Annotated in this window: 25 protein-coding genes, 1 tRNA gene and 5 pseudogenes; 8 read left to right on the plus strand and 23 right to left on the minus strand. The window is 67.7% G+C overall.

Annotation, left to right across the window (positions count from 1 at the left end; all coding sequences use genetic code 11):
* Nucleotides 1-9: 9 nt before the first annotated feature.
* Nucleotides 10-942, minus strand: coding sequence for a glycosyltransferase family 2 protein (locus NBY65_RS23400; RefSeq protein ID WP_162530820.1), 933 nt, complete (start codon nt 940-942; stop codon nt 10-12).
* A 143-nt stretch (nt 943-1,085) separates the two neighbouring features.
* Here NBY65_RS23400 and NBY65_RS23405 point away from each other — a divergent pair, with 143 nt between their 5' ends.
* The gene (locus tag NBY65_RS23405; RefSeq protein ID WP_162530821.1) at nt 1,086-2,018 is read left to right on the plus strand and encodes a glycosyltransferase family 2 protein; all 933 of its coding nucleotides are present in this window, start codon (nt 1,086-1,088) and stop codon (nt 2,016-2,018) included.
* 176 nt (nt 2,019-2,194) lie between these two features.
* Here NBY65_RS23405 and NBY65_RS23410 read toward each other — a convergent pair whose 3' ends face one another.
* Both NBY65_RS23410 and NBY65_RS23415 read right to left on the minus strand, forming a co-directional pair.
* Nucleotides 2,195-4,267: an OPT family oligopeptide transporter gene (locus NBY65_RS23410; RefSeq protein ID WP_150044287.1), complete on the minus strand. Its 2,073-nt coding sequence runs from the start codon at nt 4,265-4,267 to the stop codon at nt 2,195-2,197.
* Between the two features lie 166 nt (nt 4,268-4,433).
* Nucleotides 4,434-5,549, minus strand: a complete 1,116-nt coding sequence (locus NBY65_RS23415; RefSeq protein ID WP_239003078.1) for an OmpA family protein — start codon at nt 5,547-5,549, stop codon at nt 4,434-4,436.
* A gap of 573 nt (nt 5,550-6,122) precedes the next feature.
* Between NBY65_RS23415 and gyrA the strand changes: the two genes are divergently transcribed.
* The 4 genes from gyrA (at nt 6,123) to NBY65_RS23435 (ending at nt 10,076) form a co-directional block, all read left to right on the plus strand.
* The gene (gene gyrA, locus NBY65_RS23420) at nt 6,123-8,846 is read left to right on the plus strand and encodes a DNA gyrase subunit A (protein ID WP_150044305.1); all 2,724 of its coding nucleotides are present in this window, start codon (nt 6,123-6,125) and stop codon (nt 8,844-8,846) included.
* Nucleotides 8,839-9,363 carry a pantetheine-phosphate adenylyltransferase gene (coaD, locus tag NBY65_RS23425; RefSeq protein ID WP_150044289.1) on the plus strand — a complete coding sequence of 175 codons (525 nt, stop codon included), beginning with the start codon at nt 8,839-8,841 and terminating at the stop codon, nt 9,361-9,363. The genes gyrA and coaD overlap by 8 nt, the downstream gene beginning before the upstream one ends.
* 87 nt (nt 9,364-9,450) lie before the next feature.
* On the plus strand, nt 9,451-9,951 hold the full coding sequence (locus NBY65_RS23430) for a peptidylprolyl isomerase (RefSeq protein WP_150044291.1): 501 nt from the start codon (nt 9,451-9,453) through the stop codon (nt 9,949-9,951).
* 49 nt (nt 9,952-10,000) lie between these two features.
* Nucleotides 10,001-10,076 (plus strand) — tRNA-Lys (locus NBY65_RS23435).
* Nucleotides 10,077-10,145: 69 nt separating this feature from the next.
* Here the strand turns inward: NBY65_RS23435 and NBY65_RS23440 are convergent.
* The 14 genes and pseudogenes from NBY65_RS23440 to NBY65_RS23500 all read right to left on the minus strand — a co-directional run.
* The gene (locus NBY65_RS23440; RefSeq protein ID WP_162530822.1) at nt 10,146-11,240 is read right to left on the minus strand and encodes a tyrosine-type recombinase/integrase; all 1,095 of its coding nucleotides are present in this window, start codon (nt 11,238-11,240) and stop codon (nt 10,146-10,148) included.
* Complete coding sequence (locus tag NBY65_RS23445) at nt 11,227-11,493, minus strand: helix-turn-helix transcriptional regulator (RefSeq protein WP_203330689.1); 267 nt, start codon at nt 11,491-11,493, stop codon at nt 11,227-11,229. The genes NBY65_RS23440 and NBY65_RS23445 overlap by 14 nt, the downstream gene beginning before the upstream one ends.
* Nucleotides 11,483-11,731 carry a hypothetical protein gene (locus NBY65_RS23450; protein WP_150044295.1) on the minus strand — a complete coding sequence of 83 codons (249 nt, stop codon included), beginning with the start codon at nt 11,729-11,731 and terminating at the stop codon, nt 11,483-11,485. Before NBY65_RS23450 ends, NBY65_RS23445 begins: the two co-directional genes overlap by 11 nt.
* Before the next feature lie 117 nt (nt 11,732-11,848).
* Nucleotides 11,849-13,201, minus strand: coding sequence for an IS66 family transposase (tnpC, locus tag NBY65_RS23455; protein ID WP_250265687.1), 1,353 nt, complete (start codon nt 13,199-13,201; stop codon nt 11,849-11,851).
* Between the two features lie 61 nt (nt 13,202-13,262).
* Nucleotides 13,263-13,394 carry a hypothetical protein gene (locus NBY65_RS33910; protein WP_275266349.1) on the minus strand — a complete coding sequence of 44 codons (132 nt, stop codon included), beginning with the start codon at nt 13,392-13,394 and terminating at the stop codon, nt 13,263-13,265.
* Nucleotides 13,395-13,710: 316 nt separating this feature from the next.
* A complete protein-coding gene (locus NBY65_RS23460) occupies nt 13,711-14,202 on the minus strand; it encodes a hypothetical protein (protein ID WP_150045802.1) in 492 nt (163 codons plus the stop codon).
* On the minus strand, nt 14,195-14,410 hold the full coding sequence (locus tag NBY65_RS23465; protein WP_150045803.1) for a hypothetical protein: 216 nt from the start codon (nt 14,408-14,410) through the stop codon (nt 14,195-14,197). The genes NBY65_RS23460 and NBY65_RS23465 overlap by 8 nt, the downstream gene beginning before the upstream one ends.
* Nucleotides 14,403-14,759, minus strand: coding sequence for a hypothetical protein (locus tag NBY65_RS23470; RefSeq protein ID WP_150045804.1), 357 nt, complete (start codon nt 14,757-14,759; stop codon nt 14,403-14,405). The genes NBY65_RS23465 and NBY65_RS23470 overlap by 8 nt, the downstream gene beginning before the upstream one ends.
* On the minus strand, nt 14,756-15,076 hold the full coding sequence (locus NBY65_RS23475) for a hypothetical protein (RefSeq protein ID WP_150045805.1): 321 nt from the start codon (nt 15,074-15,076) through the stop codon (nt 14,756-14,758). Before NBY65_RS23475 ends, NBY65_RS23470 begins: the two co-directional genes overlap by 4 nt.
* Complete coding sequence (locus tag NBY65_RS23480) at nt 15,073-15,336, minus strand: PD-(D/E)XK nuclease-like domain-containing protein (RefSeq protein ID WP_162530934.1); 264 nt, start codon at nt 15,334-15,336, stop codon at nt 15,073-15,075. Before NBY65_RS23480 ends, NBY65_RS23475 begins: the two co-directional genes overlap by 4 nt.
* 45 nt (nt 15,337-15,381) lie before the next feature.
* Entirely contained in the window at nt 15,382-15,993 is a 612-nt protein-coding gene (locus NBY65_RS23485; RefSeq protein ID WP_150045807.1) for a hypothetical protein, read from the minus strand.
* A 1-nt stretch (nt 15,994) separates the two neighbouring features.
* Entirely contained in the window at nt 15,995-16,900 is a 906-nt protein-coding gene (locus tag NBY65_RS23490; protein ID WP_150045808.1) for a hypothetical protein, read from the minus strand.
* 2 nt (nt 16,901-16,902) lie between these two features.
* On the minus strand, nt 16,903-17,097 hold the full coding sequence (locus tag NBY65_RS23495) for a hypothetical protein (RefSeq protein ID WP_150045809.1): 195 nt from the start codon (nt 17,095-17,097) through the stop codon (nt 16,903-16,905).
* Nucleotides 17,098-17,200: 103 nt separating this feature from the next.
* Nucleotides 17,201-17,608, minus strand: a pseudogene (locus tag NBY65_RS23500) (transposase); the annotation flags it as partial.
* Between the two features lie 149 nt (nt 17,609-17,757).
* Between NBY65_RS23500 and NBY65_RS23505 the strand changes: the two are divergent.
* Nucleotides 17,758-19,268 (plus strand): ISNCY family transposase gene (locus tag NBY65_RS23505; protein WP_250265768.1). Its coding sequence is split into 2 segments (ribosomal slippage): nt 17,758-18,655 and nt 18,655-19,268, totalling 1,512 coding nucleotides; the frame shifts between segments, so codons are not numbered across the junction.
* 60 nt (nt 19,269-19,328) lie between these two features.
* Nucleotides 19,329-20,507 (plus strand): annotated as a pseudogene (locus tag NBY65_RS23510) (IS701 family transposase); the annotation flags it as partial.
* A 182-nt stretch (nt 20,508-20,689) separates the two neighbouring features.
* On the opposite strand, the pseudogene NBY65_RS23515 reads toward NBY65_RS23510, so the two are convergent.
* Nucleotides 20,690-21,094, minus strand: a pseudogene (locus tag NBY65_RS23515) (transposase); the annotation flags it as partial.
* Nucleotides 21,095-21,205: 111 nt separating this feature from the next.
* On the opposite strand from NBY65_RS23515, the gene NBY65_RS23520 reads away from it, so the two are divergent.
* Nucleotides 21,206-21,508, plus strand: coding sequence for a hypothetical protein (locus NBY65_RS23520; protein WP_150040818.1), 303 nt, complete (start codon nt 21,206-21,208; stop codon nt 21,506-21,508).
* On the opposite strand, the pseudogene NBY65_RS23525 reads toward NBY65_RS23520, so the two are convergent.
* The 5 genes and pseudogenes from NBY65_RS23525 to NBY65_RS23545 all read right to left on the minus strand — a co-directional run bounded on the left by NBY65_RS23525 (nt 21,505) and on the right by NBY65_RS23545 (nt 26,152).
* Nucleotides 21,505-22,487, minus strand: a pseudogene (locus NBY65_RS23525) (IS1595 family transposase). The gene NBY65_RS23520 and the pseudogene NBY65_RS23525 sit on opposite strands and share 4 nt — an antisense overlap.
* A gap of 190 nt (nt 22,488-22,677) precedes the next feature.
* Nucleotides 22,678-23,049: a restriction endonuclease gene (locus tag NBY65_RS23530; RefSeq protein WP_150040817.1), complete on the minus strand. Its 372-nt coding sequence runs from the start codon at nt 23,047-23,049 to the stop codon at nt 22,678-22,680.
* 51 nt (nt 23,050-23,100) lie between these two features.
* Nucleotides 23,101-23,282 (minus strand): annotated as a pseudogene (locus NBY65_RS23535) (winged helix-turn-helix domain-containing protein); the annotation flags it as partial.
* A gap of 278 nt (nt 23,283-23,560) precedes the next feature.
* Nucleotides 23,561-24,271 (minus strand): hydrogenase nickel incorporation protein HypB, encoded by a 711-nt coding sequence (gene hypB, locus NBY65_RS23540; protein ID WP_239002781.1) that lies wholly within the window; start codon nt 24,269-24,271, stop codon nt 23,561-23,563.
* A 198-nt stretch (nt 24,272-24,469) separates the two neighbouring features.
* Nucleotides 24,470-26,152, minus strand: a complete 1,683-nt coding sequence (locus NBY65_RS23545) for a GAF domain-containing protein (protein WP_150040814.1) — start codon at nt 26,150-26,152, stop codon at nt 24,470-24,472.
* Nucleotides 26,153-26,436: the final 284 nt, after the last annotated feature.

The raw sequence follows: 26,436 nt of genomic DNA on the forward strand, positions 1-26,436 counted from the left end.
GGCCGGCCGCTATTGTGCCCGCGGATACGGACGGAACGGGCCCTGCAGGGCCTCGGGCAGCAGGCCGAGCATATGCGCCGCCCCGGCCAGCACTGCCCGCTTCGCCTGCGGCTTGGCGCGCAGGGCCTGGCGCAGCCAGTGGCATCCGGCGCGGTGGTCGCCGTGACGGATCAGTTCGCGACCGATGATCCAGGCATTCTCCGCCTCGGTGCGCGCACGCAGCGCGGCCAGGCGGTCGCGGCCCAGGCGGGCGATCAGGGCGGGATGGTCGAAGGCGGCATCGAGGCACGAACGGAATGAGGTGGGATCATGAGCCAACCGCAGATAAGCGCCGCTGGCGCGCTGGCGCACGAACAGCAGCGGCGCCCGGCCGGGGGTGACGACGAAGGACCCATGCAGCGCCACGCGGATCCAGAACTCCCAGTCCTCCCCGTAGGTGATGTCGGTGCGGAAGCGGCCGGCGGCGTCAACGGCGCTGCGGCGGATCAGCATGTGTCCGCCATTGGCGAACAGGTTCTGCTCGAGCAGCCGTTCCAGGATATCGCCCTGCGGGAATGGGCCGCGCTTGCGCTGGCGCAATGCACCCGATTCCGAAACGAAGCAGAACGGGCCGTACGCGGCGACCGCCGGGCCGAGCGCGGCGGCGAGCCGGGCCATGGCGTCGCGGGCGAGCCAGTCGTCGGCATCGAGGAAAAGGACGGCATCGCCCCCCGCTTCCTCGAGGCCGCGGTTGCGGGCCGCGGAGACACCGGCATTGGCCTGGCGGATCAGGCGGATCCGTGGGTCCTGGTGCTGCGCCACCACGGCCTCGGTACCATCGGTCGAGCCGTCGTCGACGATGACCGCGCTCCAGTCGGGGTGGGTCTGCTCCTGCAGGGAGGTCAGTGCCGCGCCGATCCAGGGGGCGACATTGAAGGCAGGCATGACAACGCGGATGTGCAAGAAAGGTCGCTCCCTCATTTGCGTCCGGATGCAACGACAAGCCCGGGCCTGCGTTGCGCCGAAGCATGACAAATAGCGATCGGACAACACCCCGGCATATCGCCGGTGCCGCAGCGGCGCCGGCGGGGGCCTATGATGCGGACGTGGTCATTCTGGCACTCGACCGCGCCCAGGACACGGTTGCGGCGATCACATCGGCGCTCGCGCAGATCGGCGTCACGCGCCACGTCATCGTGGTGGACCAGGGTTCGCGCCCCGCGAACCTCGCCCTGCTCGCCGCTGCGGTGGAGGGGCGGTCGGATGCGACGCTGGTGCAGCTCGACCGCAACCATGGCGTGGCGGGGGGGCGCAACCGGGGGACCGGGCTCGGGCATGGCCGGGTCGTGGTGGCGCTCGACAACGATGCCGAGTTCGACGAGGTGCACACCCTGGCCCGGGCGGTGGCCGCGCTGGATGCCGATCCGGGGCTGGCCGCTGTCGGCTTCCGCATCGTGCGGTTCGCCGACGGGGCGGACGACCTGCTGTCCTGGGGCTATCCACGGTCACTGCTGCCGCGCGCGGCGGAGACATTCGAAGCGGCGACCTTCGTGGGGGCGGGCCATGCCATCCGGCGCCGTTCCTGGGAAGAAGCCGGCGGCTATGACGACGCCCTGTTCTTCTGCTGGGAAGAGTTCGATTTCTGCCTGCGCGCGATCGAGCATGGCTGGCGGGTGCGCTACCGCGGCGACATCGTCGTCCGCCACAAGGTCAGCGGCGAGCAGCGCTTCGCGTGGTCGGGCACGCGCTGGTTCCACTTCGTGCGCAACCGGCTCTACATCGAGCGGAAATGGGGGGCGTCGCAGTTGGCGCTGCTGCCGCGCTTCTGCGGCTACCTGCTGCGAGGGGTGCGCAACGGCGTCGGATGGCAGACGCTGCGCGCTTGGCCGGCGGCCATGCGGCTGGGCGGACGGGCGGAACGGCGGGTGCTGTCGACGGCGGCACGCAGCTATCTGGACCAACACGATATGGCGCATCGCGGCACGCTGCTAGCGCGGCTGCGACGGGAGGTCCTGGCGGCGCTGCCGGGGCGCGGCTGAGGCTCATAAGCGTTAGGCAAGGCAAGGGCTTTGCCCTTGACCCACCAAGGGCCACAAGGCCCTTGGATCCCAGGAGCGCTGCGCGGCACGGAAAACAATGGGATCCAAGGGCGAAGCCCTTGGTCGGTCCAGGGCGAAGCCCTGGTCGGGTGCGGGGCGAAGCCCCGCGAACAGCCTTATCTGGTGGCGAGCACGCGCCCGGCGAAGGCGGCGCAGACCAGCAGGAAGCCGGCGAGTCCCAACCACCCGGCCGCCGGCTCGAAGCCCGGGCCGACCAGGGCGAGCGGGGTCTGGTTGCCGCTCGCCCCGATGATGGCGGCCAGCAGCACGCCCACCAGGCTTTCGCCCACGATCAGCCCCGAGGCCAGCAGCACGCCGCGACGCTGTGCGTGCTCCAGGGCCGGCGCGGCATCGGTGCCGGCGGCGGCTGCCCGGCGCTGCAGTGCCCGCGCGATCAGCCAGCCGAGCACCGCGCCGATGACGATGGTCACGCTGATGGTGGGCGGCAGGTAGATGCCGATCCCGACCGCGAGCACCGGCAGGCGGGCGAGGCCGCCCCGCCGCGCCAGCAGCGCATCCAGCCCGATCACCACCAGGCCGATGCCGATGCCAAGCAGGATCATCGACCAGTCGATGCGGTGGGTGAAGATGCCGACCGCGATCGCCGACATCAGGGTCGCCTGCGGCGCGGCGAGGGCCTGGGCCGGATCCATGCCCGCCCGCGGCAGCGTCCCGGCGAAGCCGTAGGCGCCGTAGAGCAGGTCGAGGATCGGCGGGATCACCAGGGCCCCCGCGACGCACCCCACCATGAGCGCGACCTGCTGGCGCCACGGGGTCGCCCCCACCAGCCAGCCGGTCTTGAGATCCTGCAGGTTGTCGTTGGAGATCGATGCCACCGCGACGATCACCGAGGTGGTGAACAGCGCCAGTGCGATTGCGAGCCCGCTGCCCTCCTGGCTTGCCAGCAGCTCGCCGCTGCCGGGCAGCACCAGCAGCAACAGGGAGACCAGCGTCACCGCGACGATGCCGATGCCGGAGATCGGGCTCGCCGAGGATCCCACCAGCCCGGCCATGTAGCCGCAGGCCGCGGCGATCAGGAAGCCGAAGGCGAAGGCGAACAGCACCGCCCCGGCGACCAGGCTCGCGTGCAGGCCGGCGGGCAGCGCCGGTCCGCTGGCTGCTAGGAAGCGGTGGAAGATCAGCGCCATCGGCGCGATCAGCAGCAGGCTGAGGCCGCCGACCAGATGGATCGGCATGTCGCGCTCGGTGCGGGGAATGGCATCGGCGCCGGAACTGCGGGAGGTGCGCAGGGCGGCGAACGAGGCGCGCATGCCCTCGGCCACCGGCCGCAGCAGCACCAGCAGGGTCCAGACCGCGCCGATGCCGATCACGCCGGCGCCGATGAAGCGGACCTGGGTGCTCCAGAGCCGGGTGGCGAAGCCGGCGAGCGTCGCCTCGGGCGGCATCGGCGTGGTGGCGGTGAGCACCGGCACGGCGACACCCCAGGCCAGCACCACCCCGAGCAGCATCGCCAGCCCGGCAACGATGCCGACCAGATAGCCGGCGCCGACGAGGGCGAGCGAGAAGCCGGTGCCGAGGCGGAACACCGCGCCACCGGCGGCGAACCACCAGGTGAGGCCTTCCCCGAATAGTTTGAAGCCGCTGGCGATCAGGCTGAAGGCGGCGCCGGTCACGCCGCCGGCGACGATGTCGGCCAGGCCCGGCGCGGGGGGACCGGGCGCGGCCGCCGGGTCCGGGGTGGGGGACGCGCTGCCCACGCGCAGGATCTCCGCCGCCGCCACGCCCTCGGGATAGGCGAGCGGGCTCTGCACCACCAGGGCACGGCGCAGCGGAATCGAATAGAGCACGCCGAGGATGCCGCCGATGGCGCAGACGCTGGCGGTCTGCCAGAACGGGAACCCGACCCAGTGCCCGGTCATGACCAGGCCGGGCAGGATGAAGATGATCGAGGACAGCGTGCCCGCGGCCGAGGCCTGTGTCTGCACCATGTTGTTTTCGAGGATGTTGGCGCCCCCGGCCAGGCGCAGCACCGCCATCGAGATCACCGCGGCGGGGATCGAGGAGGAGAAGGTCAGCCCGACCTTGAGGCCGAGATAGACGTTGGAGGCGGTGAACAGCACCGTGATCAGCGCGCCGAGCAGCAGGCCGCGCAGTGTCAGCTCCGGCAAGGAGACCTCGTCGGCGATCCGCAGCCGCGCCGCGGCCGGTGCGCCTGTCAGGGGTGTCATCCGGCGGACCGGCCAGGAGCCGGGCAGGAGCCAGGCAGGGGAAGAGGCATTGGGGCCTCCAGTGCGGAGGCCGGACCATGCCAGGGCGGTGACGGAGACGGATAGTGCCGTTGCCGCCGCCGCACGCGCCCTTGATCGGGCGCGCCCGGCCGGTCCGGGTTGGGGGTTATCTCAGGACGATTTCGACCCGGCGGTTCTGTGGTTCGCGCACGCCGCGGGCGGTCGGCACCAGCGGGCGGCTGTCGCCGAAGGCCTGGATGGAGATGGCGGCCTGCGGCACGCCGTTGCGGACCAGTTCGCCGGCGACGTTCTGGGCACGGCGCAGCGACAGGCGCTGGTTGTATTGCGGCGTGCCGGTCAGGTCCGCGTGGCCGGCCACCTCGATTCGCGTGTACTGCACCCGCGTCGAGTTCTGGGCGGCCTCGGCGATGATCTGGCGGGCGCGGCCGGTCAGGTCGGCCCGGTCCCAGTCGAAGAACACGAGATAGGTGCGCGAGGGGGCGGGGGCCGGCGCGACCACCGGGGCGGGGGTTGGCGGCGGCGGTGGCGGGGCGGCGTTGAAGGCGTAGCGGACGCCGATCATGACGCTGTGGTTCAGATCGTCGGAGACCTTGGTGTTCGGGCCGAGCTTGGTGCCGGGGGCGAAGTACTGGCTTTCGTATTTGCGGTCGTTCGGCTCGATGTAGAAGCGGTATTCCGCCGTCACCGCCAGGCCGGGCACCGCCTCGATCGGGAAGGCCACGCCGGCGATGGCCTGGTAGGCGATGTCGTCCACCTGGCTGTTGATCCGCAGCAAGGTCCCGCCGGGCGCGCCCGAGCCGACATTGACGTTGGACCAGCGGTTGTGCACCCAGCCGACGCCGGCGCCGACATAGGGGGATATGTTGTAGAAACTCAGCCCGTACCGGGCGATGTCGATGTCGTACAGCACGTTGACCATCGCGCCGTATTTCTCTTCGGTGCCGGTGGGGCTGCCCGGGATGCCGCCAACACTGCGCAGGTTATTGAATCGGTAATTGCCTTCCAGTTCGACGCGCAGCCCGTTGCCGAAGCCCCAGCCGACGCTGCCCAGGGTGGCGAGGCCGGTGTCGAATTTCGGGTTGCTGCCGGCGAAGGCGTACGGGGCGCCGGGCAATTGCACCCCCTTGATGGTCTGGTTCTGCAGAAAATTGGCCCCGACGCCGGCCCCGATATAAAGGCCGCTGATCGCTTCGGCCCGGGCCACCATCGGGAGGGCAACAAGAATCGTTCCGGCCAGCAAGGCGCTGTTCAGGCTTTTCAACTGTACTCTCCCCCTTATCGCTGATGACGGGCTGCCTGGTGTTCCGCCGCGAGGCGGGGGCAGATCGTCCGCGAAAGTTCAACCCGCGAAAGTTCAAAGCAGGGTGGAAGTTGCCGGCCGGGCGCCGGGATCCCGGCGGCGAAGATATCGCCTTGACATGTGTTGCACGAAAGCAACAGTATTTCTCGTGTTTGTGATTTGCGGGTTTAATAATTTACCTTGCGATCAAAATATCCGTGTTCGCCCGATGCGATTGATTGCGTATGTATTTATTTGGGCTCCGATTTACCCAATCGGGCGCTCTCGGCGGGCCGGTGGCCCGGCTGCATCCCTGCCACTCCCCCAAGCCGCCAGGGCATGCTAGGAAGCCGTGACGGCAATGGGCTGGCATGGAGTCGCGACCGGGCGGTTCGCGCTGCTGGTTTTGTTTGCCTGGACCCTCAGATGCCTTGCCCGGTTCGCCGGGTGAGCCCCACCCAGTGAATCAGGACCGACGTGAGCGATACGCCCCAGGATCCGCCCTCAGGGAACCCACCCTCCGGGTCCGGCACCCCCTCCGACACGCTGCCGGTAATGCTCGAGGAGGAGATGCGCCGCTCCTACCTCGACTACGCGATGTCGGTGATCGTCAGCCGCGCGTTGCCGGACGCGCGCGATGGGCTGAAGCCGGTGCACCGGCGCATCCTGTACGCGATGCAGGAATCCGGCTACGTCGCCGACAAGCCCTATCGCAAGTCGGCCCGCGTGGTCGGCGACGTCATGGGCAAGTACCACCCGCATGGCGACGCGGCGATCTACGACGCCATGGTGCGCATGGCGCAGTCCTTCTCCATGCGCGTGCCGCTGGTCGACGGGCAGGGCAATTTCGGCTCGGTGGACGGCGACCCGCCGGCGGCCATGCGCTACACCGAGGTGCGGCTGGCGCGCGCGAGCAGCTTCCTGATCGAGGACATCGACAAGGACACGGTCGATTTCCAGCCGAACTACGACGAATCGGCGCAGGAGCCGCGGGTCCTGCCGGCGAGCTTCCCCAACCTGCTGATCAACGGGGCCAACGGCATCGCCGTGGGGATGGCCACCAACATCCCCACCCACAACCCCGGCGAGATCATCGACGCCACGCTGCGCCTGATCGACGAGCCGGAGACCGGCCTCGACGAGCTGATGAAGATCGTCCCCGGCCCTGATTTCCCCACCGGGGCCCTGATCCTGGGGCGCGCGGGCATCCGCCAGGCCTTCGAGACCGGGCGGGGTTCGATCGTGCTGCGGGCCCGCGCCGAGATCGAGAAGATGGGCCGCGGCGACCGCGAGCAGATCGTGGTCACCGAGATCCCGTACCAGGTGAACAAGGCCACCCTGCTGGAGCGCATCGCCGAGCTGGTGCGCGCCAAGCAGGTCGAGGGCATCTCCGACATGCGTGACGAGAGCGACCGCTCCGGCATGCGCATCGTGGTCGAGCTGAAGCGGGAAGCCACCGCCGAGGTGGTGCTGAACCAGTTGTTCCGCTTCACCGCGCTGCAGACCAGCTTCGGCGTGAACATGCTGGCGCTCGATGGCGGCCGGCCGCGGCTGATGGGGTTGAAGGACGCACTGCAGGCCTTCATCCGCTTCCGCGAGGACGTGATCCTGCGCCGCTCCCGCTACGAGCTGGGCAAGGCACGCGACCGGGCGCATCTGCTGGTCGGGCTGGCGATCGCGGTTGCCAATATCGACGAGGTGATCCGCCTGATCCGCACCAGCCCCGATCCGGGCACTGCGCGCACCGCCCTGATGGAGCGTGCCTGGCCGGCCGCCGACGTGCTGCCGCTGCTCGCCCTGATCGAGGACGTGCGCAACGTGGTCGCCGATGACGGCACGGTGCACCTGACTGACGAGCAGGCGCGCGGCATCCTGGATCTGCGCCTGCAGCGCCTGACCGGGCTCGAGCGCGACAAGATCCACGACGAGATGACCGAGGTCGCGCGCAAGATCGCCGACCTGCTGGATATCATTGCCAGCCATCCCCGCCGCATGGAGGTGATGCGCAACGAACTGCAGCAGGTGCGCGCCGCCATCGCCTCGCCGCGCCTGACCGAGATCGTCGATGGCGTCGCCGACCAGGACGACGAGAGCCTGATCGAGCCGGGGCAGATGGTGGTCACCATCACCCGCGACGGCTTCATCAAGCGCACCCCGCTGGAGACGTTCCGCCAGCAGAACCGCGGCGGGCGCGGTCGCAGCGCGGCGGCGACGCGTGGCGACGACGTCGTCACCCGCAGCTTCAATGCGCACACGCATCAGTGGGTGTTGTTCTTCTCATCCGGCGGCAAGGCGTACCGGGAGAAGGTCTGGCGCTTGCCGGAGGCCGGCCCCACCGCCAAGGGACGGGCGCTGGTGAACCTGCTGCCCGAACTCGGCGGCGACACCATCACCACCGTGCTGCCGCTGCCGCAGGACGAGACGCTGTGGGACAGCCTGCACCTGGTCTTCGCCACCGCCCAGGGCAATGTCCGCCGCAACCGCCTGTCCGATTTCCGCAACGTGCGCGCGAGTGGGCTGATCGCCATGAAGCTCGACGAGGGCGATCGGCTGATCGGGGTCGCCACCTGCCGCGAGGGCGGTGACGACCTGCTGCTGGCCACGCGGCGCGGCCGCTGCATCCGCTTCCAGATCACCGACGAGAATCTGCGTGTCTTTGCCGGGCGTGACAGCTCCGGCGTGCGCGGGGTGAAGCTGCAGGAAGGCGGCAAGCCGCGCGACGAGGTGGTCAGTCTTGCCGTGCTGCGGCATGTCGAGGCCGACGTCAACGAGCGCGCGACCTATCTGAAGCTCGCCGCCGCGCGTCGCCGTGCCGCCGGCGAGGAGGCCGAGGCGCCGACCGAGGAAGAGGAGGGTGCGAGCGAAGTGGCGTTGTCTGCCGAGCGCTTCGCCGAACTGGAGGGTGCCGAGGAGTTCCTGCTGACGGTCACCGACCAGGGCTTCGGCAAGCGCAGCTCTGCCTATGAATACCGCGTCAGCGGCCGGGGCGGACAGGGGATCGCCAACATCAGCCTCTCGGCGCGCACTGGACGGGCGGTGGCCGGGACCTTGCCGGTGCGATCGGGCGATGACGTGATGCTGGTGACCGATGCGGGCAAGCTGATCCGTCTTCCCGCCGACCAGGTGCGGCTGACCGGCCGCGCCGCGATGGGGGTGACGCTGTTCCGCCTGGAGTCCGGCGAGCATGTGACGAGCGTTTTCCCGGTGATCGAGACGCCGGGCGACGGTGTGGCCGAGGATCGGCCTGGCACGCAGCAGGGAGAGCCGGACGATGTCTGAGCCGTCGTGCCGCTATCGCATCGGGCTGTATCCCGGTACCTTCGATCCGGTGACCAATGGGCATCTCGATATCATCGGGCGCGCCGCGCGGTTGCTGGACAAGCTGATCGTCGGCGTGGCGATGAACATCGGCAAGGGGCCGTTGTTCCCGCTGGATGAGCGCGTCGATCTGGTGCGCGCGGAAGTGGCGCCCATTGCCGAGCGCACCGGCACCGAGATCGAGGTGCGGCCCTTCGAAGGCCTGCTGATGCATTTTGCGCAGTCGGTCGGGGCCAGCGTGATCGTGCGGGGGCTGCGCGCGGTTTCGGATTTCGACTACGAATTCGCCATGGCCGGCATGAACTACCGGCTCGATTCGACGGTTGAGACCGTCTACCTCATGGCCAGCGAACGGCACCAGTTCATCCAGTCGCGATTCGTCAAGGAGATTGCCCAGCTTGGGGGCGACATCTCCTCTTTCGTGCCGCCGCTGACCTTGCAGCGGACGCGCGCCCGACTGGCGCCGCCGCACGCATAGGGCGCAACAGACCTGGAGCGTGTGATGATGCGCAGACGTGCCATGCTGGCAGCCTTTTCCGCAACGCCATTCATAATGAGCAGCAGTATGAGCGAAGCCCAGACGCAGCTGGATCCCGAGAACACCGTCTATCTCGACCTCAAGGATGGGCGGGTGGTGATCCAGCTTCTTCCGGACATCGCGCCCAAGCACGTGGAGCGGGTCAAGACGCTGTGCCGGAAGGGGTTCTATGACGGTACCCCGTTCCATCGCGTGATCGACGGCTTTATGGCGCAGGGCGGCGATCCGACCGGCACCGGCACGGGCGGCAGCGGGCTTGGCAATATTCCCGCCGAGTTCACCAACAAGCGCCGCTTCCTGCGGGGCACGGTGGGCGCCGCGCGGTCGATGAACCCGAACAGCGCCGACAGCCAATTCTACATCATGTTCGCCCCCGCGCCGCATCTGGACGGGCAGTACACGATCTGGGGCCAGGTCGTGTCGGGCATGGAGTTCATCGACAAGATCAAAAAGGGAACCGGCCGGAACGGGGAAGTGACAGATCCGGATCGCATCGTGCATATGCGCGTTGCAGCGGACGTGAAGTAACTTCGCGTCTTGACCGAAGCCGCGCCTTGGCGTTCAAGGCGCGGTGAGAGAGCCCGTAGCTCAGCCGGTAGAGCACGAGACTTTTAATCTTGGGGTCGTGGGTTCGAGTCCCACCGGGCTCACCAATTAAATCAACCGGATATGCGATTTCTGGTTCGGAAGCGGTCCAAGTTAGACACTCCAAATCAGGTGCGTTAGACACTCTGGTTCCCGGTCCGTTTCCGCGACAGCCGGGCCATTCCCGATTTTGCCAGCGATTTTTGCCGCGCTCCGGCCGTGTAATGGGCCACCATGGCCCGTGTCCGGTGCCCGGTGATGGCCTGGATTTCGGCGTCGCTGGCGCCGGCTTCGGCGAGCCGAGAGGCGGCCGAGTGCCGCAACCCGTGGAAGTGCAGGTCGGTCGGTAGCCCCATCGTGGCGCGTGTCGCTGCGAATCGGTGCTTGAACCAGTCCGCCTTCCAAGGCCGCAGATCGTTGGTGACGCAGATGGTGGCGGGGACCGGGCAGTTGCGTGCCGTGGCCTCGGCCCGCTGACGTTCACGCTCGGCGTCCAGGACAGTGCGCAGTATCGGGTGCACCGGGATGGCCATCTCGGCGGCGTCCCGCAGGTGGCGCTGTTTCCCCTGGCGGACCCGAATGGCGCTGCCGTCGTAGGCGGCCCAGGTCATTGCGAGCACGTCGGCCTGCCTCTGGGCGGTGTGCAGGGCCAGCAGAACCGGAATGCGGAAGTCTCCCGCGGCCTCGCTGGTCATGGCCTCGACCTCCGAATCGGCCCACGCCCGATGCCCAGGGCCTGTGCGGAGCCCCTTGGTCCGTGACGCCGGGTTATCCGAGCGCCATTCGCGCTCGACCGCGAATGACAGCAGGCGCTTGATCACGGCCACCCTGTAGTTCGCGGCCCGGGGTGTCTGCTGCAGCTCGTCACGCATCGCCAGCACCCACGCCCGGGGCACCTGGGCGACGGGCAGGTCACCGAAACGTGGCAGCAGTGCATCAATGTGGCGGTCGTAGCTGGCCCGGGTAGCGTCTCCCAGAGAGCGATATTCCGGCGCGCTGCGATAGAGCTGCACGAGGGCCAGCAGAGAGCCGGGGAGGGGCGATGCTTCCCGTTGGCGGCCCGGAGTGGCGACGGCCTCTACCTGGCGCCGTGCTGCGTCGTAGCTGGCCAGAAACTCGGGGCTGCCGATCTCGCCGGCAAGCCGGATCCGGCAGCCGGCCCGCCGGTAGTAGGCGTAGAGCCGGCCGCGAGAGCGGTAGATTTTCAGGTATGGCAGATCAACCGGCGACATTGACCCTGGCCATCCATGGGTTCGTTCCGGCCGAGGCTGGCGCGCGGCCGGCCAGGCGGTCAAGCCAGGCATCCAGATCCTCGCGGAGCCAGACCTGACGGCCGGGGGTGAGGCGGACCGAGGCAGGTGCCCGGCCGGCCCCTACCTCGCGGCGGAACGTGCTGGACGATAGGCCGACATAGGCGGCGGCCAAGTCCTCCGAGAGACCGCGTGGCCAGTGCGGCATGGCCTTGCGCTCACCCTCAGGCTGCATCCCGATCCTCCAACAGGTCGCACAGGTCACCCTGGCCCGGGGCGTGGTTGGGACGGCGTCCCCACTTACCCAGGGCCTCCGCCGCGCGCTGCAGGAGCGCCTGTTGCCGGCGCAGGCGGGCGCCCCAGCCGCCGCGCGCGGTGACGGGTTTGGCCGCCTCCCTGGCACAGTCCCGCACCAGCTCGGCGAGTGGATCCGGGCGCCGCCCGAGGCGGTGGATTTTGCGGTCACCGGACATCAGGGGCCTTCCAGCACCGTGCCCGCATCGCGGGATAGACATACATCATGGGCCGCTCATTCCCGGCGGCGTCGGTGACGGTGCCGTAATTGCTCACCGGGTTGGCTGACGCGGGGTTCAGGCGATGGCGAACGAACCGTCGATGAGAGCTCGGACGGCGTTGAGGGCGGTCGTTCCTTTCAGGCGGGCCGTCCCGGTGACCGAGCGATAGCCGGCGTGGACCTTGGCGCCCCAGGCGGAGCGGAACCCGTTGGTGACCTTGCGGAACACCACGGAGGGCCGGATTTCCTGCTCGCTGATGTTGTTGGTCGGCGGAACGCGCCGGTCATGCAGGAAGACGAAGAACTTGTTTCGCCAGGCCTTGATCTGCCGCTGCAACTCCCGCCCGGCCGGATGAGCGGCCGGCGTGCCGAGCAGGCGATCCAGACGTCGCTCGGCCTGGCCGGCATAGACGGCGAGCGTGCTGTCTTTGAGCGATGGTCGTCGCTTGCCGATCCGGATCGCCCAGCGCAGATGGTCGCGGATCTTCGGGGCACACACCGTATCGCCGCAGTCGATGGCGTATTGCACGTCGCGCAGCACGTGAGCGAGGCAGACCTGATGGGTCTGGCCCAACTCCTGCTGCCCGGCGTAGCGATCCGAAACCCACACCTCGGGCCGGTGGCCATCGAGCACCGCCTCGGCCACGGCGCGTCCCCGCCCTGGCGCGATCTCGTGCAGAATTGCCTGCTCGGAGACGAACACCCACTGCCAATGGGTGACGCCGTCGATGCGGGTGGTGGTTTCATCCGAGGCGATGACGCGGGCCTGCAGCAGCTTCGCCTTGATGGCCGCGCAAGCGGCATCGAACTTGCCTGCCATCCGGCGGAAGGCATTGGCGATCGCCCCTTCCGAGATGGAAAGCCCGAACAGTTCCTTGCACATCCGCGACAGGCGCTCGAAGCCAACGTGGTGGCTGTGATGCAGGTAGGCCAGCAGGGCGTGGATCCCTGGCCCGAACGGCGTCCCCGGTGGCATGGCCGCGGGCGTCGGGGCGCGATAGCGCCGGCCGCAGCCGTGACACCGCCCGCCAAACACCTCGACCCGCGTCACCTCCGGGCGGACGGCGGGAAGGTCGACGTGGTCGTAGCGCTCGCGGCACTGCTGCGCCGTCTCGGCCACGGCCGCTCCGCAATGCGGGCAGGCCTCGACCAGGCAGCGTTCCGTCTTATCGGGGGTGTCCGCCAGGGGCCGCGTCGCCCCCGGTCGCGAGGGGCGGGGTTTGCGCGACCGCTTCCGCTCCCGGTTCTTGCGCCCCGGGCCATCCTGGGACGGCGGAAGGCTGGAATTCGACGACGTCTTCCGCGGTTTGCCAACCAGCGTTTCCAACTCGGCGATCCGCGCCGCCATGCGCTCAATCAGCGCCGCCTGCTCCAACAGCAGCGCGTCCTTTTCAGCCTCGGTCAGCCGGATGCGAGGAGGGGTCGGCATCCCGATTTTGATTCACATCTCAGCGCCCAGCGCAACCCCCTCCCGCCACCCCCGTGAGCAATCACACGGTGCCGTTCCGGACGCAGCCGTTGTCGATCGGGGTGAAATGCCGGCAGGTCAGGCACCGGCCGCTGTCACCGGCGGTGGTCTCGATCTCGTTCGGCGACGGGCCTGTCAGCATCAAGTCAAGCATTATTGAAATTCTCATTGCATTTGTTCGTCGTTTCATCTCTCCATGTGTTATAATTATAACTATTGGAGGTGCGCGATGTTTACAAAAATATTGAGCCTCGCCGTAGAAAAAGGCAGTTTGATTGCAAGGCGCTTGCAGCGACCTACGATCGGGCGCAGTTCTGGACTGCTCGGCAGCCTTCGGGCCGTGGCGGAAAGTGTTCGCGGCCAGATGGCGAACAGGCACCACAACCTGAGCCATCCAGCGACGACTGCGGATCGCCACCGTAAGTCGACGCCGTTCCTGCCGGGTTGAGGCAGTCTCGCGGTGGAGGGCGTCAGGCATTGCCGCCTCCCTCCGCCGGGGTCTGGGCGGCATCGGTGCGCAGCGCCTCCCTTGCGCAGTGGATCGCGGTCAGCGCCTCGGGGCCTGGATCGGTCAGCTCGGTGGCGAGCATGCCGGCGGCATCGGTGACGCGCCGCAGCGCGCTCCGCAACTGGTCGGCTTCCGTCCTCACCGCGGCGAGGCGGCCGAGGTGCCATCTCGCCTCGGGCCGGAACGAGCACCACAGCGGCTCATCCTCGTATCTGTCATTGGTGACGATCTGGTCTGGATCTTCACCGCGATTGACGGCCATCTCCCGCGCCACCGCCTCCACATCCCCGGCCGGCGCCAGGACGGCGAGCACCGCGTCGGCCTGTCGTCGGTATAGCTCCGCGAGGTGGCAGTAGCGCGGCCGGTTGAACACCTCATCGGCCGGCACATCCTCGTAGTCGCCGGGCGCTGGGTTCGCCGCGAGCGCGCGGGCGATCGTGTCGCGGTCAGCCATTGGAGCGCTCTGCAAAATGCACCACCGCGTCGCGCACGACGCTCAGGTCATCGTTGGTTGATATCATCGCTTCCTCGGGCAGGGCCTCTGGCGCACGGACGATGATCGTGACCCTGATATCCGGCCTGCGCATCGGCGCCAGAACCGCCGCCATGCAGCGGTTCATGTGTGTCTGGAATGCGTCGAGGGGTGTCTGCTGCTCACCCACGGCTCGCCTCCCACGCCGCGAGGGCGGCGCGCGCATCGGCGATTCCGGGCATATGGTCCATGGCGCCGGTATCCCATCCCTCCGGGATCAGGCCATGCACCGCCTCCGCCAGCCGCTCGGCCGTGGCGAGGCGGGCGCGGTAATTCTGATCCTGCCGTTCCAGCGCTTGGGCGCCGCGGTCGATTGCCTCATCCCGCTCCCGCGTCAGCCGCTCCACATCCGCCTGGAGGCGCTGGGTCTCGGCGCGGAGCCGGTCAAGCTCAGCCCGGACCAGAGCGATCCGCTCAGCAGCGGATTTGAGAGGGTTGGCCCCTGCTGCTGCGGGAGCCGTGTGCTCGGTGGTGGTCATGCCGCGATCCTTTCGGGTTCCGGCGCGGTGAGGATGGACGCTCCTGCCAGCGGTGGGTGGCAGGTCTGGCAGCACCATCCCGGCCCGTAGCCGGTAGTGGAGTTGGGATCGGACGCGAGGCGCCACCAGCGGCGCCCGTGGCAGACGATGCAGGGCTTGGCGCCATCCGGACGCCAGTTGATGGGCCAGGACGGTGGCAACGCATCGACGTTGAACAGGTAGCTGGCCCAGGTGGCGATGCTTTCGCGCAGGGCAGCCGCTATCTTGGACGACTGCCCAGGATCGCCCCGGCCGGTGGTGCGCGGCGCTTTGGTCATGCTGCTTCCGCCATGGGCATAGACCACTGCAGCTCGTTCTCCTGGGCATTGATCATCCGTCCGACGCTGGCCTCGACGTAGTTGACCTGGGACGAGTAGCCCGGCCACTCGTTCGTCAGCAGGCACCGCGCCCATGTCGCGGTTGCCTTGTGCATGTCGGTGGTTGCGGCTTCCAGGAGCGTCTGGGCGACCTCGTAGATCGCGACGCAATAGGGTTCGTAGGTCTCGAAGGCGACGAACCGGAAAGCCTTCGGCGCCACGGGCAGTTTGCCGATCTCCGCCAGCGCGCGCCCGCCGGACCGATACTAGACATCCTGGGTCGCGTGCTCGCGCTCCATCGTCCAGTTGAAGTCTTCCGGCGCGGCGCTGATCCCGGTGGATTTCAGGTCATACCAGATACCGGTCGGGGCCATGCGGTCCACCATGGCGCGTGCCCACAGTGGGCCGATCTGCCACAGCAGCGTTGCCTCCGACTGGCAATCCGGATCGAAAAAGTCGGTGCAGGACTCGATCTCCATCATCTGCTCGACCACGGCGTCGGCGCAGTCATGCAGCTCTGCGAGGCGCCAGGAGAGGATGGGGATCTGTCCGGCCGCGCGTGCCTGGGCGCGGCGCACCTGATCCTGTTTCTTGTTCCAGTTGTCGGCGGCCACCTCCATGACCGGGACGCCGGTGCCGAGGATCAGGGAATGCACGATGGCCCCCTCGTCCTTGGCCTGGGTCGGCTTGCTCGGCTCCCACTTCGGGTTCAGGCGCGGGTGCGCGTGCCACGCGTGCCGGGGGCTCCGCGTCGGGCGCCGGCCGGGGATCAGCATCTTGGCGATGCTGTGGGACAGGCTGGGCTCCGGGGCTGGATCGGAATGGTAGTCGGCGGCCCGGAGCGAATACACTCCGGGCTCGGTGAGGCGGACGGCCATCTCAGTAACCGATGCTGACGTGCGGGATGGCGCTGCGGGCGATGGCCTCCACGATTGTCTTGGCCTGGTCCTCCGTCAGGCCGATCGGCAGGCCGACCAGGGCCTGCAGGACGGCGCGGTTGATCCGGCCGCGGTGCCGTTTGTCGGCTGCCCGGCGCTCTTCCTCGGCTTTCCGGGCGGCTTCCTCGGCGGCGACCCGGCGGCGCTCGGCCTCGATCGCCTCCTGGCGCTCACGCTCCGCGCGGGCGGCAGCCTCCTGGCGTTCGCGCTCGGCCCGCACCTCTGCCTCGCGCCGGGCGGCTTCGGCGCGGGCGGCAGCTTCCTCGGCCTCCCGCTTCTGCTGCTCGATCGCCTCCCGCTCCGCAGCGGCACGACGTTCGGCTGCCAGGCGCTCGGCCTCCGCCTTGGCTGCAGCCTCCCGGGCGGCGCGCTCGGCGGCTTCCTGCGCGATCCTCGCTTCGCGCTCGGCCTGCTCCTTGGCGGCCTGCGCCTCGGCTTCCGCGCGCGCCCGCGCCTCGTCCTCCAGCCGACGGCGCTCGGCCTCGGCCCGGAGACGTGCCAGCTCGGCGCGCTCAGCCTCCCGGGCCACGGCAGCGGCGTGCATGGCAGACAGCTTATCCACCGTTGCGGCGCGGGCGTCGGCTGCTGGGTCGGCGAACTCCTGCCAATCCCGATCCCCGGTCTCCTGCGCCTGGGCCAACTTCGTCGTCTTGGCGTCCAGCTTCTCGGCCTCGGCCTTCGCCCATTTCTCGACGGCCGAGATGATGACCTGCGGGTTGCCGGGGGCGAACGCGACTTCCGCGGTCAGGGTCGGGATGACCTCGGTCGGGTCATCCGGCAGGACCAGCGTGGCGGAACCGGCAGTCGGCACAATGGCGGCCGGGGTGGCTTCGGTGGCGTCGAGCATAGCTATTCGCCTTCCCTGATCATGTCCAACTGCGCGTGCAGGGACTTGTTGATCTCGGACACCAACTCAGAGCGGACATCCGCGACATCATCGCCTTCGTCGAGGACAGCCTTCGCGCCGGCCTCCAACGTGAGGTAATTCGAGTTGCCGAGGTTCGATGACCGCCGGGTGGTCATGTGCAGTTCAGTGATCTTCATCGCTGATACTCGCGCTGATATTCACGCGACTTGTATGATCGGTATTGTCCTGTGCGGCCTTCCTGATCGATGGCTTTGCATGATTTAGAGTCTGTCTCTGAACTCATGCGGAACGAGCGAGCCGCCGGGTGAGCAGCATGACGGAGGCGGCGTAGAGGAAGGCGGTAGCCGAGGCGATGGTGGCCTCGAAGTCTCGGGCGAGACGGCGGTTTCGGCCGACCCACGCGAAGCACCTTTCGACCACCCAGCGCCTCGGGTGAACGGCGAAGCCGACCTGACCGGGGGGCTTGCGGACGATCTCGATGGCGATGCACGTCGCGGCAGCCACACGCTCGGCGGCGTAGGCGGCATCGGCAAAGACATGCTTGATGAACGGGAAGCTGCCGCGCGACGCCTTGAGCACGGGCGGTGCGCCGTCGCGGTCCTGCACGCTGGCCGGGGTCACTTGGCCGGCCAGCGGGCGTCCGTCGGTGTCCACCAGAAGGTGGCGCTTGCGCCCATTGATCTTTTCTAGGTCGGCAAGATTGACTGTCTGCTAGACTGGGGGGTGGACCTTCCTTTCAGGAGGTGCGGATGGCCAGGATATCGCCCCGCGAGCGACCGGACCGGGAAACGGTGCTGTGGCCTATCCAGGAATCATGCCCGGCCTGCGGCAGCCCGATGCGGGTACGCTACGAGAACCAGCGCACGCTTGTGACGTTGGCGGGCCCGACGCGTCTGCGCCTGAAGGTTCGGCGTTGCGAGCAGGCTGGCTGCGAGCGCCGGGACCTTCCTTGGCGGCCTGAGGCGGAAGGCTCGATCGCCTTGGCGAAGCACGAGTTTGGGCTGGACGTGATCGCGCTGGCGGGGGTGCTGCGCCACCGCGACCACCGCAGCGTGCCGGAGATCCACCAGGCCCTGCGGGCGCGCGGGCTGGAGATCTCCGAGCGGAGCGTGACCAACCTGCTCGACCGTTACGACGAACTGCTGGCGACGTCGTTGACCGACAGCCGTCGGCTGCGGGCGCTGCTGGCGAAGCAGAGGCGGGTGATCCTGGCGCTGGACGGCTTGCAGCCGGACGTGGGGCACGAGGTCCTGTGGGTGGTGCGCGACTGCGTCTCGGGCGAGGTGTTGCTGGCGCGGAGCCTGCTCTCCGGCACGGCCAGGGACCTCGCCCCGCTGCTGAGGGAGGTGACGGAGGCGGTGGGCGTGCCGGTCGTGGGGGTGGTCAGCGACGGCCAGACCTCGATCCGTCGGGCAGTGGAGCGGGCGCTGCCCGGGGTGCCGCACCAGCTTTGCCAGTTCCACTTTTTGCGCGAGGCGGTGCTGCCGATCTTCGAGGCCGACCGGCACGCGAAGAAGGAGTTGAAGAAGCGGGTTCGCGGCGTCCGCCAGATCGAGCGGTCCGTCGAGGGCAGCGATGAGCCGCAGGCCGAGGTGGTGCGCGGCTACTGCGCGGCGGTGCGCAGTGCCATCACCGACGACGGCCGTCCGCCGCTGGCGGCCGCGGGCCTGAAGCTCAAGGGGCGGCTGGAGGCGGTGGCGGACAGCCTGGACCGTGTGGCGGAAAAAGGGGGGACACGCCGCCGCTCGCGCGACTACAAGACCTGATCGAACGCGGTCTGGAGCAGACGGCCGCGTTGTGGCCGGACATCGAGCGGGTCTATCCATGGGTGCACAAGGCCGCTCACCTCCTGAACAACCATGATGCCGAGGATGCTGCCACCCTCCAGCGTCGCTTCGACGGCCTGGTCGGCGCCATGGCCCGTCACCGTGACAGCGCAGGCAGCCTCAGCGGCGCCGTCGACCATTTCTGTAAGGTCACCCGCAGCTATCGCCCCGGGTTGTTCCACTGCTACGCCGTCCTGGGCCTGCCGCGCACCAACAACGACCTCGAGCATGAGTTCGGCTCGCAGCGTTACCACGAGCGGCGGGCCACCGGCCGCAAGGTGGCCTCACCCGCGGCCGTGCTGCGTGGCGAAGCGCGCCTGGTCGCCGCCGTCGCCACCAGGCGCCATTCGCCCAACGGCGCTGATCTTGGCCGCGTCGACCGTGAGCGATGGAAGGAGTTACGACGGCGTCTCGATCGTCGGCGCCACGCCCGCACCATGCGCACCCGCTTCCGCCGTGATCCGACCGCCTATCTGGCAGAGCTGGAGGACAAAGCCTGCCAGTCAATCTTGCCAACCTAGCATTACAGTTGCTTTTTTTCTGTTCCCTCTCCATGTGTGATGCGCTGGTGGGAGGAACGGATGAGCAGTGCAGGCATGGAGACGACGCTCGAACTCTGGGCGTCGTCGCTGCGGGATGTGAAAGCCCGCATGCGTTCTCTGTTCACGCAGGACCGGGTGGCGGCCTCTGCGGGGCAGTTCCTGGATGGGTTGCTCGGGCCTGAGCGGCGCAAGACCGGTTGGATGCGTGCCGAGGCGGCAGGCGATTCGGGCCCCTGGCGGCAACAGGCCATTCTCGGTCGTGGTCGCTGGGACGCCGACGCCTTGCGCGACATTGTACGCGACTACGCGCTGGAGACGCTGGCCGACCCGGAAGCGGTGCTGGTGATCGACGAGACCGGCTTCCTCAAGCAGGGTAAGTCGTCTTGCGGGGTGGCGCGGCAATACACCGGCTCGGCGGGCAAGATCACGAACTGCCAGATCGGGGTGTTCGCCGCCTACGTGTCGCGCCATGGCCACGCCTTCATCGACCGCGCCCTCTACCTGCCGAAAGCCTGGACCGACTCCCCGGCGCGCCTTACGGCCGCGCATGTGCCGCCCGGGGTGAGCTTTGCCACCAAACCGCGGTTGGCGATGGAGATGATCAGGCGAGCCATCACCGCAGGCGTACCGTTTGCCTGGGTGGCGGCGGATACGGTCTACGGCGTGGGCGAGATCGAGATGGCGCTGCGCAAGGCGGGCAAGGGTTACGTGCTCGGCGTCAAATCGAACCAGACCTTCCAGTCCTGGATCGGCAAGCCGGAGGTATCGGGCACCGCCGAAGACATTGCGAAGGATCTTGCCCCCTCCGCCTGGAAGCGCCTCTCGGCGGGCGCGGGCACCAAGGGAGCGCGGCTCTATGACTGGGCCTACTTTGAACTGGCCGACCTCAAGGCGGCCGAATACGACGATAGCCAGAGTGGGCTCTGGACCCGCGGTCTGCTGATCCGGCGCAACATCACCGACGGCGAATATGCCTACTTCACCACCTGGTGCCCGGCCGGAACCGGCATCGAGAGGTTGGTGACCGTCGAAGGCCAGCGCTGGACGATCGAGGACAGCTTCGAAACCACGAAGAACGAGCTCGGTCTCGACCACAACGAAACCAGGTCCTGGCACGGTTGGCACCGCCACGTCTCCCTGGTGATGCTTGCCTTCGCCATGCTGGCGACCATCCGCCACCATGCCAACTGCCTGCCACCCCCAAAAACAATCCTGCGGACAGCAAGAAACCTTCCGAGCTCATCCGCTGGTCCATGCAGGAAATCCGACGCGTCGCCACACGTCTTGCGCAACGACGCATCCAGCCCGCACACGTTATCGCCTGGTCGCTCTGGCGACGCGCCCACCAAGCCGCTGCACAGCGCTCGCATCTGAAACGAAAAAAGCAACTGTAATGCTAGGATCTTTTTGCCTGCGTCGTAGCCGCGTGGGCCACCTGCCTCGGTGGTCTTGACGCTCTGGCTATCGATCACCGCCGCCGAAGGGCTGGCCTCGCGACCGGCGCGCTCGCGGTCGGCCATGACGAGGTGATGGTTGATCACCTCAAACACGCTGCGGTCGCGCCAGCGGGCGAACCAGCCATAGACCGTCTGGTACGGCGGGAAGCAAGGCGGCATCATCCGCCACGGGATGCCACCGCGGAGCACGTAGAAGATCGCATCCACAATGTCGCGCAGCGGCCATTCCGGTGTGCGGCCCCGCGGCATCATGTAGCAGACGCCACCTGCAGCCGGTTCGGGTTCTGAGATCGGCCATCTACCCTCGTTCCACTGGAATTCAGGAGGAGGGCGACGGTGGCCGAGCAGGAAGTCATCCGTATATTGCGTGACAAGCGATCCGAGTTGGCCGGGCTGGTGAAAGACCTGGAGTAGCAGCTGGGCGAGCGCCGCACCGCCTTGACGCACCTTGACGCGACCATGCGGCTGTTCGATCCGGAGATCCGACCCGAGGGGATCGGCCCTCGACCGCGGCGACGTTGCAACGCCTGGTTCCGTCCAGGTGAAAGCCTTCGGCTGATCTACGACGTGTTGCGCGATGCGCCACGGCCAATGACGACACGCGAAATCGGCGAACGAATGATGGATCTGAAAAGCATCGCGGTCAGCGACGACCGCCAGCGCGCGTTGATCCAAAAGACTGTGCTGGCGTCGCTGAATCGCGCCAAGGATACGATCGAGCGGGTCGAGACCGTGGGCGTGGTCGGATGGTGGGTGCGTTAGGCCACATGGGCACGCTGCCAGTAACCGCAGAAGTCGACCGATGGTCGGCAGCGCAAGGCCAGGCGAACCACCCCATGCACCTGCTCGCCGTTGCTGACGCGCCTTGCGTCTTCCCGCCAGGCGGCTTCCTGGGCATAGCGGAGGAGATACGGTCCGGCGATGTGGTGGTGATGCCCCAGCTCGCTGCGGCGCAGGCGGGAGAAGTAGGATTCCGCACCGTTGGTGCAGGCGCCGTTGATGCTGTAGCCCTCCTGATGGTTGATCCGCCGCATCGGGAACCTGGCGTGCAGCTTGTTCCAGGCCGGGCTCTCATCGGCATGCAGCACGGTCGCCTTGGCGATCCGCTGGGAGATGAGCGGTAGTGCGGCATCTTCGGTCGGCACCACTTGCACCAGCGTGGGACCGCGGCGTTCGCGCATCACCACGACGACCTGGCGCTTGTCCGACCGGTTCTCGGCCAGCCGCCGGTCAACGCGGTTCGCCGCTAGATTGGCTGGCCGGACATGGCTGCCGAAATAGGCGCCGTCGAGTTCGACCTGACGTCCTGCACCGCCGATGCGCACCGCCTTCGCGCTGGACGCCATGGCCTCACGCATTTTGTGCGCCAGCACGAACGCCGTCTTGTACTGGACATCGAGTTCGCGGGAGAGCGCGAGCATGCTGTGGCCCTTGACCTCGTTGCAGAACGCGACAACCGCCAGCAGATACGTGCGCAACGCAACTTATGGTGCGCGAACAGCGTGCCCGAGGTGATCGAGAAATCGCCACGACACACCTTGCAACGCCAGCGCGGCCGGTCCGGAGATCTTGGGCAGGCATAGCAGACCATGCAACCGCAGCCAGGGCAGACCGGCCTGCCGCCAGTTTCAGGCCAGCGCAGGCGCATGAACACGTTCACCACGCCGCTCTCCGACATGCGCATGACCTTCGCCGCGCTGAGTGAGCGTGCCGCTGCGGAAAGCAGGAAATGTTGCGCCATGCCGACCCGTTGCACGAAACTCCGTGCGCCCCTCTTGCCAGAGAGGGGCGCCGAGTACAAGCCCGATTTCACCAGTGGCGCATGCTACATAACCTCTCGCGGGCCGCCGCCCCCCTGTGGGAATAGAAACCGGCGCTTGCCTCCAAGTTCAGTGGGTGTGACCAACATCCCCAGCAACGCGCCGAATTTCTTAGGAATGGCGGATCACCCCGTCGACGCCTCCGTCGCCGGTGCCGCCGAGCTGCTGGCGGGCGTCGGTCTGCGAGCCGCCGTAGCCCATCGCCAGCAGGAGGTCGATGATCAGCCTCTCGAAGAAGGTCGGCGAGGCCTCCAGGACCCGGGCCAGCAGCGCGTCCCGCAGGACCTCGGTGAGCGCCAGCGAGGCGGTCGTGATCTGCTCCTCGGGAGTGCTGGTCGGCTCTACGGGCGTCGGAGTCGGTGCGGAGGTGCCCTCAGCGGCCGCAGGGGCGTCATGCGACTTGGTCCGGGACTGGAACGCCTGGAACTCGGCGAACTGAAGCAGGAAAGCACCGTCGATCTTCGGCGGGGTAGCGGCCAGCACCTGCTTGCCGCGGTCGGTGATCTGAACGGTTCCCCGCTTCGGTTGCTCGAGCAGCTTCGCCTGCTTCAGGTAGGTCTTGCCCAGTGGACCCGGTTGGCGATCGTGGTCGTGCTACCGCTGGGGATTTGCGCCGCTCGCTCGACGGCAGCGAGGCCAAGGTCGTCTGACACGCGGGCGATCAGCTCCCGCATCGTCCAGGTCTTCTCCGCGCACAGCTTCACCACGGGGAGCATCAGGTCATCGTACGTCGGGATCGACACGAGCGGTCCTGGACGATCAAGAGAAAGCGGAACGATCTGTACTCAGGCATGCCCGGCTCACGAAAGCAACCGCCTTGCTGGCCTGCTACTCGCGTCTCCTCGGAGATGGGGGCAGCCAGCCAGCTGTCCCTCAATGCATCACTGCGCTGCTGCAGACCCAGGCGTGCTGCTTGGGTTCAAGCGGTGGCAACACCCTGCCGCCTACTGTCAGGTGGCTGGCCCATTGCGGTATCTAAATGATGCAAGCTCCCTCAGATCGCTTCCTGAACGGCATGGCTATGTGATGGCACGTGCTCATGCTTCGGATGGGTTGCGCGCCGGGCCGCGAGTTGTTTCAGCACCCAATCGGTCCAGTCACCAATCCCCTGTCCGGTCTTCGCCGATACCTCCAGCAACGGCCGTGTCCCGCCCAGCCGCCCGACGCAGGCACGGGCGAGGCCGACATCGAACTCGGTGATGAACGCCAGCAGGTCGGTCTTGCTGACCAGCACCATGTCGGCCCCGCGGAAGATCACCGGGTATTTTTCCGGCTTGTCGTCGCCCTCCGTCACCGAGAGCAGCACCACGCTGAGATGTGCCCCGACGTCGAAATCCGCCGGGCACACCAGGTTGCCGACATTCTCGATGAACAGCAGGTCCACATCCTTGAGCGGGATCGCGTGCAGCGCATCGTGCACCATCGTCGCGTCGAGATGGCAGGTGACGCCGGTCGTGATCTGCACCGCGCGCACGCCATGCCGGCGGATACGATCCGCGTCGTTTTCGGTTTCCAGGTCACCCTCGATGACGGCGATGCGCGCATGTGGACGCAACGCCTCGATCGTTGCCTCCAGCAGCCTGGTCTTGCCCGAGCCCGGCGACGACATGATGTTGACCGCCAGCACGCCGTTCGCATCGAGATGTTCGCGCACATGCGCGGCGACGTGGTCGTTTGCCGCCAGCAAGTGTTCATGGACCGTCACCGTTGCGTGGTCCGTCGTCTGGTGCCCGCCGCACCCACAGTTCCCGCACATCGGGAGATCCTTTCCTGCTATCCCACCGTACGCCAGAGGCTGCTCAACCCGGCGTCTGAACTTCCGCCTTCAGCCGTTCCAGGCTCGGCACCACGATGGCGCAACTGCCCATCCGCTCCTGCTATCCCACCGTACGCCAGAGGCTGCTCAACCCGGCGTCTGAACTTCCGCCTTCAGCCGTTCCAGGCTCGGCACCACGATGGCGCAACTGCCCATCCGCTGGATCACGCCGGCGCGGATCAGACCTGCGATGACCGTCGAAACCGATTGCCGCGTCGCGCCCACCTGCATGGCCAGGTCCTCGCCGTTCGGGGCGATGTCGATGACAGTGCCATGCTCCGTGTGCCGTCCGTCACGATCGGCCGTCTCGCACAGCACCCGCACCAGCCGGTGCTTGACGCCGTGAAAAGCCATCTCCTCGATGATGCGGATCGATTTCTGCAGCATCCACTCGACGGCCGACATCATCGACAGGCCGAGATTCGGATCATTGCTGGCCAGCGCCCGGAACGTGGACTGGCGCATGATGGCGACGTCGCAGCTTTTCTTGGCTTCCAGGATCGACTGGGGATGCAGCAGGATCGCGTCTCCCGCTTCCAGCATGAACAGCGTCAGTTCCTTGCCTTCGAACGAGATGAAGCAGCGCAGCCGACCACTGCGGACTACCACGATGCAGGGGCGGCCTTCATTGGCTTCCTCCGCGCCATAGAGCAGATGGCCCGGCTTCAGGCGACGGGTGCGTAGCTGACCGGGCGGGACGTTGGTCAGCAGGCGCTCCAGCGCTTCGCGCGCTGGCAGCTCCGGTCCACCACCGGGCGGGATGGGCCGGGGGGTGACGTCGCCGGGAGGGGCCGCTTGCGGTATCGGTGGCCGCGACCGGGGCGGCTGCTGCAGCCGGGCGAACAGGGTGCTGCCACGCATGGTCTGCACCAGGCATTCGTCGGAAGAGGCATTGCGCTGGATGCTGGCCTGCTGCACCGAGAACAGCTGATCGAAGCGCACCGACCCGATGGCCGACCAGGCCAGGCCGAGCAGGCTCACGGCGTTGCGGTTGGCCCCGACCAGCCGGTCGCCGTCAAAGGCCAGCAGTCCTTCGTGCGGGCTGCCGAGCAGGTAGGGATTGGAATGCAGGTGCATCTGTTCCTGCGTGCTGAAGGCGCGCTGAAACAGCAGGCGTTCGATCTGCTCGGCGGCGCGCCGCACCAGCGCCAGCGTATAGCCATGCGGCAACTGCGCGGAGGAAGAGAGGTCGAGCACGCCGACGATCTCGCCGCGCGGCCCGAAAACCGGCGTGGCCGAGCAGCTCAGCACGCTGTGTGGTGCCAGGAAGTGCTCGGCACCGAATACCGAGATCTCCCGCCGCTCGAACAGGGCGGTGCCGATCGCATTGGTGCCGACGACGGGTTCGCTCCAGCGCATGCCCGGCCGCAGTGCGATCCGGTCGGCCTGTTCGGCGAAGCTGGTGCTGCCGGCCCGCACCAGGATGACGCCATCCGGATCGGTCAGCACGACGATGCCGCCGGCGGCTTCGGTGTCGCGGCACAAGGTCTCGATCTCGCCCCAGGCAGCCTGCACCAGGTCCTGGTTGCGCTCCAGCACCTCGCGCAACTCGGTGCGCGAGACCGCTTCCTCGGCCAGCGCGTTGGCCGGATCGAGCCCATGCGCGGCACTGCGCTGCCATGAGCGCAGGATGGCAAGGGGAACCCCCGCCGGGACCACGCCATGCGCCAGGAAATGATGCCGTGCCAGCATCAGCGGATGGGGCGCCCCCGCCAACTCGTCCTGCACCGCAGAGACCTGGCAGGACTGCACCGAGGCCCGGCCGGTCACCGGGCTTTCCCCACAGGTGACGCAACGATCTGGAAGCGGTCCGTCGTGGGCGCTGCAGGCTATGTAGCAGACGTCACTCCGCCCGTCCGTGCATTGTGACATCGAAGACTCTCCCTTCTGCAGCCGCTTGGATCCGAACGGTGGGAAGCCTTGTCAGGGATTCCTTGCCCTTATCAGGCTGATAGGGAATGAAACGAATTTGAAATTATTACAAAATAGAATAGTTTCATTTCCTGACGTTCCTGCTGGCATAATCATTGTATGGCCATCTGGTCAGAACGTAC

The organism is Rhodovastum atsumiense (assembly GCF_937425535.1).
Taxonomy (GTDB): domain Bacteria; phylum Pseudomonadota; class Alphaproteobacteria; order Acetobacterales; family Acetobacteraceae; genus Rhodovastum; species Rhodovastum atsumiense.